Raw genomic sequence first — 13393 nt, forward strand, 5'->3', positions numbered from 1 at the left:
GGCCGGTTGACCGGGCCTGCCGATTCAGGCTTGCTCCAGGCTTGCGATCAGGCGCCGAATGTTGCGTGAGCTCAGTCGGTACGGCGGCGGTCATCACGTCCGGCTGCAAGCATCACCTCATGTCCGCCACCGTCGTTCCCTTGCCTGCGAACAGCGCGTCCGAGACCACCGACTTCCTGCGGCGCATGGCCAGCATGGTGTCGGGGCGGAACGGCGAGATGCTGCTGCGCGCGGCCGCGCTGATTGAATCACTCAAACAGCGGGCCATGTCGGCCGAACGGCTGTTTCACGAGCAGCAGGAAGAGAACAAGCGCCTGGGGGAGCTGCGCGAGGCCACTGAACTCGCATCCGACGCGATGGTCAGCCAGATCGCCGCGCTGCGGACGCGGCTAGCCGAGGTGACGACAGCCGCGGCCAGCGAGCGTGCCGCGTTCGACGCCGAGCGCGGCAAGCTGCTCGGCCTGATGCAGGACGCGGAGAGCCATATCGGCAAGCTCACCACCGAGCTCGATACGTTGCGCGCCTCGGTCGATGCTTTCAACGAGACCGCGGTGACCGTGCCGATCGAGGTGCTGCGGCTGGCGCGCACCCAGTTCGACTATCTCTCCAGCGGCTTTGCGCGCAAGGGCGACGTGATCGCGCAGGCGATGAGCGAGATCGGAGGCTTTGCCATCGATCAGGCGCTGACGGCGAAGAAGCCGGGCGACAAGGTGTGAAACTGCCTCTTTGGAGCTTTTGCAGGCGCTGTTCAAGCTGGGATAGCGACCCTACACTCCGTCATTGCGAGCGCAATGACGTGTGGAGAGAGACGCGCCGGCGTTGTGCGCTAGCGCGCGCGGCCCGACAGCCGCAGCACGAACACCAGAACTTCGGCGACGGCCTTGTAGAGGTCGGGCGGGATTTCGTCGCCGAGCTCGACCTTGGAAAGCGCGCCGGCCAAAATCTCGTTCTCCTCGATCGGAATGTCATGAGCCTTGGCGATCTCGACGATCTTGGCGCCGATGGTGCCCTTGCCCTTGGCAACCACGACGGGCGCGCCGCTACCCTTCTCGTAATGCAGCGCAATCGCGAGCTTGGATTCGTCGCTCATGTGGCGCGATCCAGGAAATGCCCGGCGCGCGCCGGCGCGGCCAGCGGCGGCGTGCCGTCGCGCACGATGATGTCGCCGGGCTTGAGCTCGGCCTTGGTCAGCGCCTGATTGAGCTCGCCGATGCCAGCGCGGAGCTGCTGCGCGGTCGCCGGCCGTTCGGCCCACATCCGCACAAAGGTCTTGTCGCCGTTGAGCGTGATCAGCGCGTGCACGGGTCCTGATGGCTCGACATTGATGGTGAAGCGCGCGCGCCAGGCGCGCTTGGCGGGATCGGGCGTTTCGTTGCCGCCGTCGCGCGAGATCTCGAATTGCGCCATCGCGGTACCTTGCGGGGTCGCAAACGGAATCTCGAAATTCCACTGCGGCGCGGTCGGGTCGCTGCGATGGCCACTGGCGTCAGTGCGATCAGGCAGCGAAGCGACCTGAAGCAGCGTCTGCCGCGCGATCGCAGCATCGGTGTCGCCGAGCAGGCGATGCACGGTGGCAGCGAGCGGTGTGGTGGGCGCGAGCGACGGCGAAGCGACGGGTTGCTGCGCCGGTAGCGCGCCGCGGAACGGCGGTGGCGTCGTCGTGCGCGCAGCTGCCTCGAAGATATGGCCGTCAGGAACGGCCTTGGTCGCACCCGGCACGTTGCCGGTCAGGCGCGGCAGGCTTTGCGTAACCTCTTGCAGCAGGCTCGCGGCAAGGCCTGCCGACATCGTGCGTGGCAAAGGCGCCCGAGGCGTCTCACCGGCCATGTCTTTCAGCAAGGCAGCCGCAAGCGCAGCGTCGCGCGGCAATTGTGCAGGCTGGGCAATCCCCACTTCCGGCGATGGCAACGCCGCCTGCGCAGCCTCGCCTGGCACCTGCAGCGGCGAAGTTGCGATCTGCGGCGCGGCCGCAGGACTGGGCACAATCGTGGCGGTTGGTGTGGCCGCGTGTGGCGCGGCGGTCGCTGGCGTGCCTGACGTCGCCGCCAGTGTCTGGCGCAGCACGAGCAGCGCGGCCTTCAAGTCCGGCACGGCCCCTGGCTGCGGCGTTGCGCCCGCGGCCAGCGAAGCCTCGAGAAACAGGCCGGACTTCTGGAACGCGGATTCGATATCGCCGCCATCTAACGCCATGTTGAGTGGCGTCTGCTGTGCCAGCACGTCCAGCACGGCCTGCTTCAGTCCGGCCGGCAGATTGCTGCCGGATACGACCGATGCGAGATTGGCGAATAGCGGCGCCTGGCTGCCCTGTTTTGTGACCGCCTCGGCCGAGGCTGCGGTGACGGCGACCTGCTCCAAAGGTGTCAGCGTGTTGCGGGCCGCATTGACCGACGGCGCCAGCGGCGGGCTCTCGACCAGCGAGGCTGCGGTCGACGTCAGCGTGACCTGATCGGCGCTGGCCTCGCCTGCCCCGTTGACCACGGCGAGCCTGATCGTGCCGTCGTTCTGCGAGACCGCGAGCTGAAGATTTTGCCCCGGGGTCAGCGACACCTCGGAGATCACGTCCATCGAGAGGTTGGCGATCGCGATCCGCACCAAATTGTCGGCGAGCAAGCTGACGACCCTGGCATCGACGACGGTGCCGGCCTGGAGCACGAGATCGGGCGTCGCCGCATCAGCCACGGGGCTGGCGGCACTGACCGGAAGGATCGAGCTTATCGGCGTCGGCATTTCAGGGGCCCGGGAATGCGAATCCCACCCTAGGGCCCCGGCGTAAACCTCTCGTTAAGGACCTTAGGTCCTAGGCGGGTTCACCGCCGCCAGCACCGCGACGGCGGCCTCGAAATCCCTGAGGCGGGCGGCCCGGCGGGCGGCCGCCTCCTCATCCACGCCCCATTGGTCGATGTTCCAGTCCTCATCGACATGGGCCGCGGCCCAAACCTGGTCGGCGTCGCGCACGCCATGGGCCAGCGCCAGCGCCAGCAGCGCCGAGCCGGTCAGGGTCGTCACCATGTGGAGCGCGGCCACGGACCAGGGATCGCCAGGCAGCGCCGCACGGGCAGCCCGGAGCGCCTCATCGGGCTGCCTCACATGCATGATGCCCTCGGAGAGGATGAAATGCGCTCCCAGCGCCTCCGCGGCCCAGAACAGCACGCCGTCCCAATGCGCGGCCTCCCGGGCGACCAGCCCCTCGGGATGGCCGGCGCGATAGAACAGCAGGTCGGTCTCGAAGTATTTGGCGAGATCGTCCGTGACGAGCTCGACGCGGTCGATCACGCCCTCGACCACGCTGTTGGCGATCCGCGTCAGCGGCATGGTCACGGGGTCGATCGCCTCACCCTGGGCGGCCCATTCCGCAGCCACGGCATCGGCCAGCGCCCGCGCCGGGATCACCACCTGGCGGCCGGACGGCGTGCGGATCGGCCTGCCATCGAGCGTGATGGCAAAGCCGCCCTCGGTCTCGGTGACGCCGACCTCCTTGTAGAAGCGCTTGCGCAGCGGCGTCCGCGCGGAGGCGCGTGCCGATTCCCGTGGGTCCGGCGGGGGCTGGCTGGCTGCTTCTTCGAACAATTCGCGCATGTGAGTTTTCGGTCCCGGTCGCTGGGTGCTAAAGCGCGATGAGATCAGGATGAACGTCATCGCGCTTTAGGTTATTGTTTGAGCATGATCTTTTCGGAAAACCGCTTCGCACTTTCCCGGATCATGCTTTAGGCTTCTAAAGTAAGACCTGTGGCCGATAAAGCGAGCGGCGGGCATGAGGGAACTTGCGGGCATTGTGGCCCTGTTCGCCGGGCTTTGGCCGGCCACGGCCGGCGCCGGCTTTCGCACCCCGGAATCGCTGATCCGCAATGTCTATGCCCATTACGGCAACGGCGCGCCGGAGCTGTCGAGAGGCCTGCCGCGGGACGATGCCACGACCCGGCAATTCTTCGACCCCTCATTGCGCAAGGCATGGTCCGCGCCGCGCAGCGAGCCCTATGACTTCCTGGTGCAGAGCCCGAACTGGAAGCTCGGCCCTGTGACGATCGCGATCAGCCGCAAGCAATACGACAAGACCTATGTCGCGGCGAATTTCGACAATCACGGCCGCAAGGTCGCGCTGAACTTCATCCTCGTCAACGGTCCGGAGGGCTGGCTGATCATGGATGTCGAGAGCCCGCATGACAGCTTGCGGATGTTTCTGGAGCAGTTTCGGAATTAGCCGCGGCTGTCGCTACGCCGTCATTGCGAGCGCAGCGAAGCAATCCGGAGTCTTTCCGCGGAGGCAATCCTGGATTGCTTCGCTACGCTCGCAATGACGGGGTTAACAGCCGGACCCAGCCCCCTACTCCTCCGGTGCGTTCTCGATCGGGTCGAACCGGCTGGCATCGAGCCCGAGCAAATTCCACGACTGCTGCATGTGCGGCGGCAATGGCGCGGTGGCGTCGATGACGCCGCCGCGGGGATGCGGGATCACGATGCGGCGCGCGAGCAGATGCAGGCGGTTTTGCAGGCCGCCCGGCAACTGCCAGTTCTCGATGTTGAAATATTTGGGATCGCCGACGATGGGATGGCCGATATGGGCCATGTGGGCGCGAAGCTGGTGGGTGCGGCCTGTCACCGGCTTCAGCGACACCCAGGTCAGCTTGTTGCCGGCGGTCTCGACCACCGCATAGTAGGTCACGGCGTGGCTGGCGCCCTCGTCGCCATGCTGGGCGATGCGCATGATGGTGTCGTCCTCGCTCTCCTCCTTGGCAAGGAAGGTCGAGATGCGGCCCTGCTTCGGCTTCGGCAGGCCCGGCACCAGCGCCCAATAGACCTTGCGCGCCGAGCGCGAGCGGAACGCGCCGGTGAGATGCGAGGCAGCAAATCGCGTTTTGGCGATGAGCAGACAGCCCGAGGTCTCGCGATCGATGCGATGCACGAGGCGCGGCTTCTGCCCCTTGGCATCGCGCATCACCTCCAGCATCTGATCGATGTGGCGCGTCATGCCCGAGCCGCCCTGCACGGCAAGGCCGGCGGGCTTGTTCAGCACGAGGACGTCGTCGTCCTCGTAGATCGTCATCTCCTTCAGCGCCTTGAGCGTCTTCTGCGCGGCCTCCGAGAGCTCGCCGACGACCTTCGGTGTGTCGAGCTTCAAGGGCGGAATGCGGACGCTCTGGCCCTGCTCCAGCCGATCCTTGCTGTCGACGCGCTTGCCATCGACGCGCAGCTCGCCTTTGCGGACGACGCGCTGGATGTGGGAGAATGACAGGCCGGGAAAGCGCGCTTCAAGGAAACGATCGACGCGCATGTTGTTCTCGTCGGCCGTCACCGTGACGGTCTGCACCTTGGTCGGCAGCAGCGCCTCGACAGGCTTCTCCGATGCCGGCCTTTCCTGTGCAGCCTTGTTCTGTGCAATCTTGGGCGGACGTCGCTCGGCGCGCTCGCCGGCAAAGCGCGGCGGTTTGCTGGGCTTGCCGCCCGGACGCGGTGCCGCTTGCTTCGCGCTCCGTGCCTTGAACGGACGCGAATCCTTGCGCTCATCGCGCGAACGGGGCTCTTGATTGGTTCTTTTGATACGGCGGCTCATGGCTGCCTGCGTACCCTAAAAGCGGCCCTTCGTCACGGCGAAATGGCCACCTCTAGCGCGAACCCCGCTCCTTGCGCAGCTTGGCCCAGTAATCCAGCCGTTTCCTGATCTCGCGCTCGAAGCCGCGCTCAGGCGGATCGTAGAAGGTCTGGCGTCCCAGGGCCTCCGGGAAGTAGTCCTGCCCCGAAAAAGCGTCGGGGGCGTCGTGGTCGTATTCGTAGCCTGAGCCGTAGCCTTCCGACTTCATCAGCTTGGTCGGCGAATTCAGGATGTGCTTTGGCGGCAGCAGCGAGCCGGCCTGTTTTGCCACCTGCATCGCCGTGCCGAAGGCCGTATAGACCGCGTTCGATTTCGGCGCGGTGGCGAGATAGACCACGGCTTGCGCGATCGCTAGCTCGCCTTCGGGATGGCCGAGGAAGTCGAAGGCGTCCTTGGCCGCATTGGCGATGACGAGCGCCTGCGGATCGGCGAGGCCGATATCCTCCACCGCCATGCGTACCACACGGCGCGCCAGGAACAGCGGGTCCTCGCCGGCATCGAGCATGCGGCAGAGATAATACAGCGCAGCATCGGGATCCGAGCCACGCACCGATTTATGCAGCGCCGAGATCAGGTTGTAATGGCCATCGGCCGATTTGTCGTAGATCGGTGCGCGGCGTTGCAGGATGTCCTGCAACTGTGCGGCGTTGAAGATCTCGTCGGCTCGTGCCGAGCGCCAGACCTCCTCGGCGAGCGTCAGCGCTGCGCGGCCGTCGCCGTCGGCCATGCGCACCAGCACCGCCCTCGCCTCCGCATCGAGCGGCAGCTTGCGGCCCTCGACCGCCTCGGCATGCGCGAACAGCTTTTCGATCGCGGCGGCATCGAGCGAGCGAAACACCAGCACCCGTGCGCGGGACAAAAGCGCCGCGTTGAGCTCGAAGGACGGATTTTCCGTGGTGGCGCCGACCATGACCACCGTGCCGTCTTCCATCACAGGCAGAAACGAATCCTGCTGGGCGCGGTTGAAGCGGTGCACCTCGTCGACGAACAGCAGCGTGCCCTTGCCCATCTCGCGGCGGGCGCGCGCGGCATCGAACGCCTTCTTGAGGTCGGCGACGCCGGAGAACACCGCGGAGATCTGCTCGAAATGCAGGTCGGTCGCATCCGCGAGCAGCCGTGCCACGGTGGTCTTGCCGGTGCCGGGCGGGCCCCAGAACACCAGCGATCCCAGCGTGCGCGTCTCCAGCATGCGCGTCAGCGCGCCGTCGGGCCCGAGGATGTGATCCTGGCCGACGACCTCCGACAGCGTCCGCGGCCGCAGCCTGTCAGGCAGCGGATGCGGGGCATCGTGATCGAGCCCCGCCGCGGCGAAGAGAGTTGGCGTCTGCTGTGGTCGCTTCGGACTCATCCGCCCAGCGTGACGTTGATCTGCTGACCGGCCCGCACCAGCGTGATGCGCCAGAGCCGCTGGCTGACGGCCGCCGCCTTCTCGAGGTCGCCGGTCTTGCCGATCTTCTGGTTGTTGACGGCCAGGATGATGTCGCCCTTCTGGAAGCCGACCTGGGCGGCGGGCGAGTCATCACCGAGATCGGTGATGACAACACCTTCGGTGTCGGCGTCGAGATGCAGCTCGTCGGCAACCGCAGGCGTGATGGTCGAGACCTTGGCGCCCTGGAACGGCGAGCGGGCGGTGACGACGAGCTCATTGCGGCCGGTATCGGGCGCGGTCTCGAGCGCGATGGTCAGCTTGAGCGGCCTGCCGCCGCGCTGCACGTCGATCTGCGCCGTGCCGCCGATCGGGCGAGTGGCAAAGCGATAGTCAAACGCGTTGGGATCGTCCACGGCCTGGCCGTCGATGCCGGTGATGAGGTCGGAGGATTTCAACCCCGCCTTCGCCGCAGGCCCGTTGGGAACGACGCTCGCGACCAGCGCACCGCTTGGCGAACGCAGGCCGAGACTCTCGGCGATCTCCGGCGTCACCGCCTGCAATTTCGCGCCAAGCCACGGCCGCTTCACCGCCTTGCCGCCGCTCTTGGCGGAGGCGACGACGACGCGCACCATATTGGCGGGAATTGCAAAGCCGATGCCCTGCGAGCCGCCGGAGCGCGAATAGATCGCGGTGTTGATGCCGGCGAGCCGGCCGTTCATGTCGACCAGCGCGCCGCCGGAATTGCCGGGATTGATCGCAGCATCGGTCTGGATGAAGAACTGATAGTCGGTGATGCCGACCTGCGTGCGCGCCAGCGCCGAGATGATGCCGTGGGTCACGGTCTGGCCGACGCCAAAGGGGTTGCCGATCGCCATCACGACGTCGCCGACCATCAGCTCGTCCGAATTGGTGAATTCGAGCGCCGGGAACCTTTCCTTGGCATCCTTCAGGCGCAGCACCGCGAGATCGCTGCGGGAGTCCTTCAACACGATCTCGGCCTCGAACTCGCGCTTGTCCGACAGCGACACCTTCACCTGGTCGGCCCCTTCGATGACATGGACGTTGGTGACGACGAGCCCGGAGGCGTCGACGATCACGCCCGAGCCCAGCGATCGCTGCACCTGCTCCTGCTGCTGGCCGCCGCCGAAGAAACGGCGGAAGATCGGGTCGTCCAGCAGCGGGTTGCGGTTCTGCACCACCTTGGCGGCATAGACGTTGACGACCGCCGGCTGCACCCGCTGCACGATCGGCGCATAGGACAACCGCAGCTCGGCCTGGGACGAGGGCACGCGACGGTCCTGCGCCGCAGCCGGATTGAAGTGGGCCGAAAAGCCTATGCACAATGCCGTGACGACGGCGGTCAAGTTCGCTCGAAACATCCCTACCTCTTGGAAAAGACGCCGGAATATAGGCGCGTTCGCCCCCCAATAGAAGGGCGCCGGGCGGCAATATTCAGCCCCGTTCCTGTGTGTCCCACCTGCAAGCCCAGCGTGCGAAATCGCAATCTGCCGGGACGATGGATTGGCATGATGCGCATCATCCTGCATGCTCATGCCAGGCGGATTCGGTTGCGGCGAATTGGCATCAGTGGGAACCGCAGAGCCGGGCGCGCGCGTCGCGGGGCAGTCATCGATCACTCTTAGGCTCTCCCGTTGCGACTTGGGGAAGTTCGTCAAAGGATGGAGCACGACATGAGCAGGACAGGACTAGCAGCCACGGCGATCGGTCTCGCCGGCGTGCTGGCGGCTTCACAGGCCCAGGCCCAATCGGCCAGCACCAGCGAGCAGGAGATCGCGCTCCTGAAGCAGCAGTTGAAAATGCTGGAGCAGAAGCTCGACAAGCTCCAGAGCCAGACCGCCGCGAACACGGCCGCCACGGCGAAAGCCAGGCAGGAAGCGAAGGCCGAGGCCAAGGCCGAAGCGCGCTCGGAGGCGAAAGCCGCCCTCGCCAATGCCAACGCGGCGATTCCGGTCAAGGGCCCGGTGGCCCCGTCAGGCGTCGTGGTGACGATGCCGAACAACCGGCCGACCATCTGCACCGCGGACGGGCACAACTGCGTCGCCATCACCAGCCGCGTGCATTGGGACGTCGGCGGTTACGACTACCGACCCAACACGGCAGCCACGGTACCGCAGAAGCTCGACAGCGGCGAGAACGTTCGTCGCGCGCGCATCGGCGTCGTCGGCAAATTCCTCGAAGACTGGAATTTTGCGCTGATCTACGATTTCGGCGGTTCGGCTGACGGCTTCGGCGGCACCGGCGCCGCCGGCGCGACTCCTGTGGGCTTCGATCCCGGCGGAGGCACGTCCGGCATCGAGAACGCGTATCTGAGCTACACCGGGCTGAAGCCGTTCGGCGGCAAGATGGCGATCGAAGCCGGCATCATGGACATCGCCTGGACCATGGATGAATCCACGAGCTCCAACGACATCGCCTTCATGGAGCGCGCCTCGGTCGGTGTCATCGCGCAAAATATCGCCGCAGGCGACTTCCGCTCTGCCGCCGGTGCCCGCTGGTACAATGACGTGTTCTATGCCGGCGCCTATGTGACCGGCCCGACCACGGGTGCCATTCACTCGGCCTCGAGCATTTCACCTCCGGGAACCAGCGAGCAATACGGCGCAACCGCCCGTGTTGCCGGCCAGGTCGTCAGCGGCAACGACTATTCGGTGCATCTCGGCGCCGACGCCGAGTGGCTGATCCAGCCGCCGCGCAATCTGATCGCCAACACGCAAACTCTGACGCTCAGCGATCGTCCCGAACTGCGCATCGATCCGACGACGCTGATCTCGACCGGGGCGATTGCAAACGTATCGGGTGCGCAGGTGTATGGCCTCGAAGCCGCCGCTACCTATGGACCGCTCTGGGTCCAGGGCGAATACTATTGGTTCAACATTGAACGCAATGCGAATACCGCCGTGGCGCCCATCGGCACGTCGAGCCTGAATTTCCAGGGGGGTTATGCGCAGGCGGCCTATGTCCTGACCGGTGAAAGCCGCAAGTACAATCCGGGCAACGCCGCCTATGGCGGCGTCAAGCCGAACAATCCGTTCTCGCTCGACGGCGGTGGCTGGGGTGCCTGGGAAATCGCAGCCCGCTACTCCACGATGAACTTGAACGATCAGCTCGCGACCGCCGCCGGAATCGCCGGCGGGCGGCAGGACGTCTACACGCTGGCGCTCAACTGGTACGTCAACGGCAACGTGCGCTTCATGCTCGACTACCTGCATGGCACGGTGTCGAAGCAGGCCTCGGCGGTGTCTACGGCGGATGTCGGCTCGAAGTTCGATGCGGTCGCATTGCGCACGCAGTTCGCGTTCTGACGCGCCCTGTTCGGGAGCGGCATCGTCCGCTCCCGAACATCTAGGCCGCCCGCTTCGGCTTCCTCTCGACCACAGGCGGCGGTGCGCAGGACAGCCGCTGCTGATGGCTCTCGCCCCAGGCTTTCAGAATATCGATCACCGGCCGCAGGCTCTCGCCCAACTCGGAGAGACAATACTCCACGCGCGGCGGCACCTCGGCATAGACCTTGCGGATGACGAGCTTGTCCTCCTCCAGCGCGCGAAGCTGCTTGGTGAGCATGCGCTGGGTGATCCCAGGCATCATGCGGCGCAATTCGCCGAAGCGCCGGGTGCCGCTCTGCAGGTGATAGAGGATCACGCCCTTCCACTTGCCGTCGATCAGGTCCAGCGTCGCCTCGACCGAGCAGCCCGGACGACGGGCAAAATCGCGCCGTTTCATCAGTGTTTTCCCAATAGTATCCAAACGGGGACTATATCCCCGAATGTACAGTACTTGCCAAATTGGAGCCAGCGCGACAGGTAAGACGCGGGCGAAAACGCCATCTGATGGAGACAAGCCATGAAGGCCGTCGGCTACAAGAAGTCGCTTCCGATCGAGGATCAGGACGCGTTGATCGATTTCGAGACCGCCAAGCCAGAGCCGAAGGGACGCGACATCCGCGTCGCCGTGAAGGCGATCTCGGCCAATCCCGTCGATTACAAGGTGCGCAAGCGCGCCGCGCCGCCCGAAGGTGAGACCAAGATCTTGGGCTATGACGCCGCCGGCATCGTCGATGCGGTCGGGCCCGAGGTCACCCTGTTCAAGCCGGGCGACGAGGTGTTTTACGCGGGCTCGATCCTGCGCCAGGGCACCAATGCCGAATTCCACCTGGTGGACGAACGCATCGTCGGCAACAAGCCGAAATCGATCTCCTTCGCGCAGGCCGCGGCGCTTCCCCTCACCTCCATTACCGCGTGGGAATTGCTGTTCGATCGCCTCGGCGCAATCCCGGGCAAGAGCGTCGATCCGCGCACGCTTCTTATCACCGGCGGCGCCGGCGGCGTCGGCTCGATCCTGATCCAGCTCGCGCGCCGCCTCACCGGCCTTACCGTGGTTGCGACCGCGACGCGGCCGGAATCGCAGAAATGGTGCCTCGATCTCGGCGCGCATGCGGTGATCGATCACGGCAAGCCGATGAAGGAGCAGATCGAGAAGCTCAAGCTGCCGCCGGTCGCGCTGGTCGCGAGCCTTACCTTCACCGATCAGCACTACAAGAGCATCGCCGAGTTCATGGCGCCGCAAGGCCGGTTCGGCCTGATCGACGATCCCCCGGAATTCACCATGAGCACGTTCAAGGGCAAGGCGATCTCGGTGCACTGGGAATCGATGTTCACGCGCTCTTCGTTCCAGACGCCTGATATGATCGCGCAACATCACCTGCTCAACGATGTCGCCGATCTGATCGACAAGGGCGTGCTGCGTACCACGCTCGACCAGACCTTTGGCACGATCAACGCGGCCAATCTCAAGCGCGCGCACGCGCTGCTCGAGAGCGGCAAGTCGCGCGGCAAGATCGTGCTGGAAGGGTGGTAGGCGATCGCATCGCCAATGCGTAGGGCGGGTTAGACCAGCGGCTGCGCGAAGCGCAGTTGCTGGGCGTAACCCACCCTACGAGACTGTGAATCTTTTGTACCGCGTGTCGGGCGAATGTGATTCTCTAGGCAGACTGATCTGCTGGAGAGGATGATGGCTGACGAGGGACTTTTTGGCGAATTGCCGGATCAGTCGGCGCCACGAACCGAAGCGGTGCCGCGGGGTGCACCTCGGCTGCGCGAGCCCGTGCGCAATCAGGTCGAATTGCGGGCGGTCGATATCGACAGCCTGATCGGGCAGGATCATCTGGCCCGGGTGATCTGGGCTTATGTCGAGGGGCTCGACCTGAGCGAGCTGGAAGATCGGGTTAAGGCACGGGAAAACAGGCCGGGCCATCCGGCGCCATCACCCCGGCTGCTGCTGGCGCTTTGGCTGTACGCCACGAGCGATGGCGTTGGCAGCGCGCGGGCGTTGGATCGGCTCTGCGACAGTCACGACGTCTACCGCTGGCTCTGCGGCGGCGTGTCTTTGAACTATCACACACTGTCGGATTTCCGGGTCGGCTGCGCGGACCTGCTGGACCGTTTGCTGGTCGAACATCTGGTGGCTCTGAATGAGGCAGGGCTGATTGATCTGGAGAAGCTGACCCAGGACGGGGTGCGGATACGGGCGAATGCGGGGGCCGGCTCGTTCCGGCGGGAGGCAACGCTCGGCCGGCAGATGGCCCAAGCGAAGGCTGTGGTGGAAGAGCTCAAGCGCGAGGTCGATGCGGATCCGGAAGCCAGCAGCCGGCGTATCAGGGCGGCCAGAGAGCGCGCGGCACGCGAACGCAGTGAGCGGGTGCAGGCTGCGCAGAGGGCTTTGGACGAGATCAAGCGGAAGCGCAAGCAACTCGACGAAAAAGGCGGCAATGGCAAAAAGCCGAAGGAGCCCCGGGCCTCCACCACCGACCCGCAGGCAAGGGTGATGAAGATGGCAGATGCCGGCTTCCGCCCCGCCTACAATGTGCAGGTGGCCAGCGCGGCCGGCGAACTGATCGTGGTCACGGTCGACATCGACAACAACGGATCAGATCGCGGCTTGATGCGGCCGATGCTGGAGCGAACGCGCACTCGGCTGAAGCGCTTGCCGCGTCGCTACCTCGCCGATGGCGGGTTCTGCAGCGGCGAGGACATCGAATGGGCGCACGGTGAAGGCGTCGAGGTCTACTGTCCTCCGCCCAACTCCAGGAGCGGTGTCGATCCCTTTTTACCTCGGAGCAGCGACGGTCCTGGCGTCGCGGCCTGGCGGGCCCGCATGGCCAGCGAAGCCGGCAAGGCACAGTACAAAGCCCGCACGATCTGCGAATGCATCCATGCCCGGTGGCGGAACTGGGACCTCAGGCAATTGACCGTGCGCGGCATCGAGAAGGTCCGTGCCGTCGTGCTCTGGTACGCCCTCACCAACAACATCCTGCAAGGACACCAACTGGCAAAAGCATAGACAGCACAGCCATCCCCCGGCGGTTCGACATCGACGGCCCCCGACATCAGCGCGGGCGCTACCCACTCTTTAATATCGAA

At 65.5% G+C, this 13393-nt stretch carries 12 protein-coding genes; 5 read left to right on the forward strand and 7 right to left on the reverse strand.

Annotation, left to right across the window (positions count from 1 at the left end; translation table 11 throughout):
* Positions 1-119: 119 nt before the first annotated feature.
* Positions 120-716 (forward strand): hypothetical protein, encoded by a 597-nt coding sequence (locus tag AOQ71_RS23705; protein ID WP_057751838.1) that lies wholly within the window; start codon positions 120-122, stop codon positions 714-716.
* 110 nt (positions 717-826) lie between these two features.
* On the opposite strand, the gene AOQ71_RS49995 is transcribed toward AOQ71_RS23705, so the two are convergent.
* From AOQ71_RS49995 to AOQ71_RS23720, 3 genes are all read right to left on the reverse strand, one after another.
* Positions 827-1090, reverse strand: coding sequence for an EscU/YscU/HrcU family type III secretion system export apparatus switch protein (locus AOQ71_RS49995; protein WP_057751754.1), 264 nt, complete (start codon positions 1088-1090; stop codon positions 827-829).
* A complete protein-coding gene (fliK, locus tag AOQ71_RS50000) occupies positions 1087-2727 on the reverse strand; it encodes a flagellar hook-length control protein FliK (RefSeq protein ID WP_057751756.1) in 1641 nt (546 codons plus the stop codon). The genes AOQ71_RS49995 and fliK overlap by 4 nt, the downstream gene beginning before the upstream one ends.
* 63 nt (positions 2728-2790) lie before the next feature.
* Positions 2791-3576, reverse strand: a complete 786-nt coding sequence (locus AOQ71_RS23720) for an ATP12 family chaperone protein (RefSeq protein ID WP_057751758.1) — start codon at positions 3574-3576, stop codon at positions 2791-2793.
* Positions 3577-3751: 175 nt separating this feature from the next.
* On the opposite strand from AOQ71_RS23720, the gene AOQ71_RS23725 reads away from it, so the two are divergent.
* On the forward strand, positions 3752-4198 hold the full coding sequence (locus tag AOQ71_RS23725) for a hypothetical protein (protein ID WP_057751760.1): 447 nt from the start codon (positions 3752-3754) through the stop codon (positions 4196-4198).
* Between the two features lie 123 nt (positions 4199-4321).
* Here AOQ71_RS23725 and AOQ71_RS23730 read toward each other — a convergent pair whose 3' ends face one another.
* Genes AOQ71_RS23730 through AOQ71_RS23740 form a run of 3 tightly spaced genes read right to left on the reverse strand, consistent with a single transcriptional unit; the run spans position 4322 to position 8335 of the window.
* The gene (locus tag AOQ71_RS23730) at positions 4322-5548 is read right to left on the reverse strand and encodes an RluA family pseudouridine synthase (protein WP_057751762.1); all 1227 of its coding nucleotides are present in this window, start codon (positions 5546-5548) and stop codon (positions 4322-4324) included.
* Between the two features lie 52 nt (positions 5549-5600).
* Positions 5601-6935, reverse strand: a complete 1335-nt coding sequence (locus AOQ71_RS23735; protein ID WP_057751767.1) for a replication-associated recombination protein A — start codon at positions 6933-6935, stop codon at positions 5601-5603.
* Positions 6932-8335, reverse strand: coding sequence for a DegQ family serine endoprotease (locus AOQ71_RS23740; RefSeq protein WP_057751772.1), 1404 nt, complete (start codon positions 8333-8335; stop codon positions 6932-6934). The genes AOQ71_RS23735 and AOQ71_RS23740 overlap by 4 nt, the downstream gene beginning before the upstream one ends.
* Positions 8336-8647: 312 nt before the next feature.
* On the opposite strand from AOQ71_RS23740, the gene AOQ71_RS23745 reads away from it, so the two are divergent.
* The gene (locus AOQ71_RS23745) at positions 8648-10279 is read left to right on the forward strand and encodes an OprO/OprP family phosphate-selective porin (RefSeq protein ID WP_057751840.1); all 1632 of its coding nucleotides are present in this window, start codon (positions 8648-8650) and stop codon (positions 10277-10279) included.
* Positions 10280-10319: 40 nt separating this feature from the next.
* On the opposite strand, the gene AOQ71_RS23750 is transcribed toward AOQ71_RS23745, so the two are convergent.
* The gene (locus AOQ71_RS23750) at positions 10320-10697 is read right to left on the reverse strand and encodes a winged helix-turn-helix transcriptional regulator (RefSeq protein ID WP_057751776.1); all 378 of its coding nucleotides are present in this window, start codon (positions 10695-10697) and stop codon (positions 10320-10322) included.
* Positions 10698-10817: 120 nt separating this feature from the next.
* On the opposite strand from AOQ71_RS23750, the gene AOQ71_RS23755 reads away from it, so the two are divergent.
* Together AOQ71_RS23755 and AOQ71_RS23760 are read left to right on the forward strand one after the other, a co-directional pair.
* Positions 10818-11831 (forward strand): zinc-binding alcohol dehydrogenase family protein, encoded by a 1014-nt coding sequence (locus tag AOQ71_RS23755; protein WP_057751781.1) that lies wholly within the window; start codon positions 10818-10820, stop codon positions 11829-11831.
* A 150-nt stretch (positions 11832-11981) separates the two neighbouring features.
* Positions 11982-13313 carry an IS1182 family transposase gene (locus tag AOQ71_RS23760; RefSeq protein ID WP_057742559.1) on the forward strand — a complete coding sequence of 444 codons (1332 nt, stop codon included), beginning with the start codon at positions 11982-11984 and terminating at the stop codon, positions 13311-13313.
* Positions 13314-13393 lie beyond the last annotated feature (80 nt).

This window comes from Bradyrhizobium manausense (assembly GCF_001440035.1).
In the GTDB taxonomy this organism is placed as follows: Bacteria; Pseudomonadota; Alphaproteobacteria; order Rhizobiales; family Xanthobacteraceae; genus Bradyrhizobium; species Bradyrhizobium manausense.

Bases quoted from the DNA above. Each gene is read 5' to 3' on its own strand.
- AOQ71_RS23735 (WP_057751767.1), bottom strand. From the start codon at position 6,935: ATGAGTCCGAAGCGACCACAGCAGACGCCAACTCTCTTCGCCGCGGCG.
- AOQ71_RS23730 (WP_057751762.1), bottom strand. From the start codon at position 5,548: ATGAGCCGCCGTATCAAAAGAACCAATCAAGAGCCCCGTTCGCGCGAT.
- AOQ71_RS49995 (WP_057751754.1), bottom strand. From the start codon at position 1,090: ATGAGCGACGAATCCAAGCTCGCGATTGCGCTGCATTACGAGAAGGGT.
- AOQ71_RS23720 (WP_057751758.1), bottom strand. From the start codon at position 3,576: ATGCGCGAATTGTTCGAAGAAGCAGCCAGCCAGCCCCCGCCGGACCCA.
- AOQ71_RS23750 (WP_057751776.1), bottom strand. From the start codon at position 10,697: ATGAAACGGCGCGATTTTGCCCGTCGTCCGGGCTGCTCGGTCGAGGCG.
- AOQ71_RS23745 (WP_057751840.1), top strand. From the start codon at position 8,648: ATGAGCAGGACAGGACTAGCAGCCACGGCGATCGGTCTCGCCGGCGTG.
- AOQ71_RS23740 (WP_057751772.1), bottom strand. From the start codon at position 8,335: ATGTTTCGAGCGAACTTGACCGCCGTCGTCACGGCATTGTGCATAGGC.
- AOQ71_RS23760 (WP_057742559.1), top strand. From the start codon at position 11,982: ATGATGGCTGACGAGGGACTTTTTGGCGAATTGCCGGATCAGTCGGCG.
- AOQ71_RS23725 (WP_057751760.1), top strand. From the start codon at position 3,752: ATGAGGGAACTTGCGGGCATTGTGGCCCTGTTCGCCGGGCTTTGGCCG.
- AOQ71_RS23705 (WP_057751838.1), top strand. From the start codon at position 120: ATGTCCGCCACCGTCGTTCCCTTGCCTGCGAACAGCGCGTCCGAGACC.
- fliK (WP_057751756.1), bottom strand. From the start codon at position 2,727: ATGCCGACGCCGATAAGCTCGATCCTTCCGGTCAGTGCCGCCAGCCCC.
- AOQ71_RS23755 (WP_057751781.1), top strand. From the start codon at position 10,818: ATGAAGGCCGTCGGCTACAAGAAGTCGCTTCCGATCGAGGATCAGGAC.